The 2,468-nt window shown below is 34.2% G+C and carries 2 protein-coding genes; both read left to right on the plus strand.

Annotated features, from left to right (window positions below):
• Window positions 1-126 precede the first annotated feature (126 nt).
• Window positions 127-399, plus strand: coding sequence for a hypothetical protein (locus JCM14505_RS08340; protein WP_156249884.1), 273 nt, complete (start codon window positions 127-129; stop codon window positions 397-399).
• 29 nt (window positions 400-428) lie between these two features.
• Window positions 429-2,468, plus strand: a 2,040-nt coding sequence (locus tag JCM14505_RS08345; RefSeq protein ID WP_263848984.1) for a mucin-binding protein, incomplete at its 3' end; no start/stop codon positions are given.

Genomic DNA, 2,468 nt, shown 5'->3' on the forward strand with positions numbered 1-2,468 from the left:
TAATTGCGTTTTTTTTTAATTTTTTTGATGTTCCTGTAATTATTTAATGGTGAATATTTTAATATATAAATATAGAAATATGTGAAGGGTGTGTGAAAACACATATTTTAAAATTTGAAAAGGAGCGTGGAATTATTAATGCGACACTCAATTACTAGTGGAGTAGTTCCAGTATATGTTCGCCCGCGAAAGGCAGGAACAAGTATGGTTTTAACTATTCTAAAATTTGTCAAATATGTTGTTGAGTTAGCGGATGAGTATCAAGTAAAAGTGCTAGATGATGGCGGATTGTTGTACACACCAGTAAAAAAATCAAAAGGGAGAACAACATGGTTTCCAAGAATAATCGAAATCTTTATCAGAAGAAATATGAAGATAATAAGCAACGATGGACTTTAAGGAAATATTCTTTCGGGGTCGCATCAGTTATGATTGGGATTACTTTCGGGATGATGAATATTACCGAAAGTGCTCATGCTGACGTTGCTAGTTCCGTTAATACCACAGAAGCAACTACGGCTTTGGTTAATCATACGGGAGACAATAATAGGACCACTCAGCCAGTAGTATTAAATGGATCAATTGGTAGGAAAAATAGTACTAACGTGTTACCAAATGCAGCTTTAAGTGTTGCAAGAGATAGTAATAGTATTTCTGATATTAAACAAATTAAAGTTACGCGTGATTTAACTAGACATATTGAGTATAAAGAGAATAAAGATAAACTAAAGATTGCAGATCCAAATGGTGTTAATCGGAATCTAGTTGCTAATTTACCAGATATGGATCAAAGTAAACTCAAAGGTGATAAACCTACTCAGCAAACGGTAACGCTTGTTGGAGTTGGATATCTAAACGTTACAACTGGTAGATTAGTTACGATTAAAACCGATGCGCAAGGTCATGCAATTGATAAAGATGGGAATTTGATTGCTACTGATTCAGATGGGAATGCGGTAATCGGTCAAATTAATTCCGATGGTTCATTAACGCCAAAGTTAAATTCATATGGTACTGTAATTCGGACTAAATATGTAGCAGAAGAAAATGCAGACCATACTGAAAAACAAGGTGGTTTTCATTGGAGTATTCCTGTAGGTGCAAAATTTGGTAGTTTTCCTATACCAACTGCAGATCATTATATTAGCAATCCAATGGTAGCACCTGAGCAAGATATTAAGACCTGGGAAACAAATGTTGAAGGGATTACGGATGCTTTTGGCAAGTCAATTACTAATCCAACGGTTAAACAAATTATTGATTTTGTAAACCAACATACTGATAGTACAATTAATAGTACAATTGAAGATGTTTCAAACTATCCGAAGATTCCGACTGCAATTGTTCCAAATACACAGTATATATTTGATCAATATCAATTAGTTGATTCGTATGGTCGAGCAATGCCGTATATCTGTACACTTGCTGTTGATCGTGATGATCCAACTGGTGGGATTTACCTTTATGTAACCAGTCCGGATTATAAAAATATTTATTGGTCAACGATGCAAAATGATGGTGGTAATGCTACTCAAGTTGGTGGTAAGACTGGATATACCATTAGTAATTTAGGCCGAGTTGATATTCGTAATTTTGGTGATAACTATGGTAATTCAATCTCGATTAATGTAAGTAGTTCTAGTAATTTGCAATTAAGAAGAATTTTTGGTTATGGGGCGATTGATGGACGATTATCAACAGTATTTGGTAATTATAAGCCACGTGAAGTTACGCAAGTTATTAGTATAGTTGATGAAAATGGCGATGAAATCAAGGGATATCCTCCAGTTAAAGTACAGGCGCTAACGGGTCAACACTTTACGGTTAATATTGAAGCTCCTAAAATTGTGGGGTATGCTTTAAATCCTGAAGATGAAACTAAAGTTAGTGGTTCGATTTCAGATTATCAAGTAGGACAGACTTATACGAGAAGTTGGTATGACCAATCGTTAGAAATAACTATTACTGAAAATTTTAAAGTTCTTAATTCAAATGGTGATGTTTCGGCTAATGTTTATTACTATGATCGGTACAACAATCGCACTCAATTACTAAATGGTACGGTGATTAAGGCTAATGGTTTTGCACCAACACCGTGGATTGGTAATATACGATTTAATATTCAAAATCCTTGGATTGCCCCAACAACTAATTTAACACTTCACTATAATAAGATTGCAATTGGAGCTAGCCATGATCCGCTTTATGTGGTCTATACACCAAAAGATGCTGCAACTGCGGTAGTTAATTTTATTGATGATTCTGATAACCAAAAGAAATTATCTAATGTTTCATTACCAGGTGAAACGGGTGATGAGATTAATTTTAAGCCAGCTACAGATTTACTAGCAAAGTATGAGAATAATGGATATGAACTAGTTTCAAGCGAGATTCCTATTGAACGTACAACTTATGATTTTGAAAGTGATAATAATCAAGTAACACAAATTTATAATGTTCATTTAAAA

The sequence above is a fragment of the Limosilactobacillus equigenerosi DSM 18793 = JCM 14505 genome (assembly GCF_001311375.1).
GTDB classification, from domain to species: Bacteria; Bacillota; Bacilli; order Lactobacillales; family Lactobacillaceae; genus Limosilactobacillus; species Limosilactobacillus equigenerosi.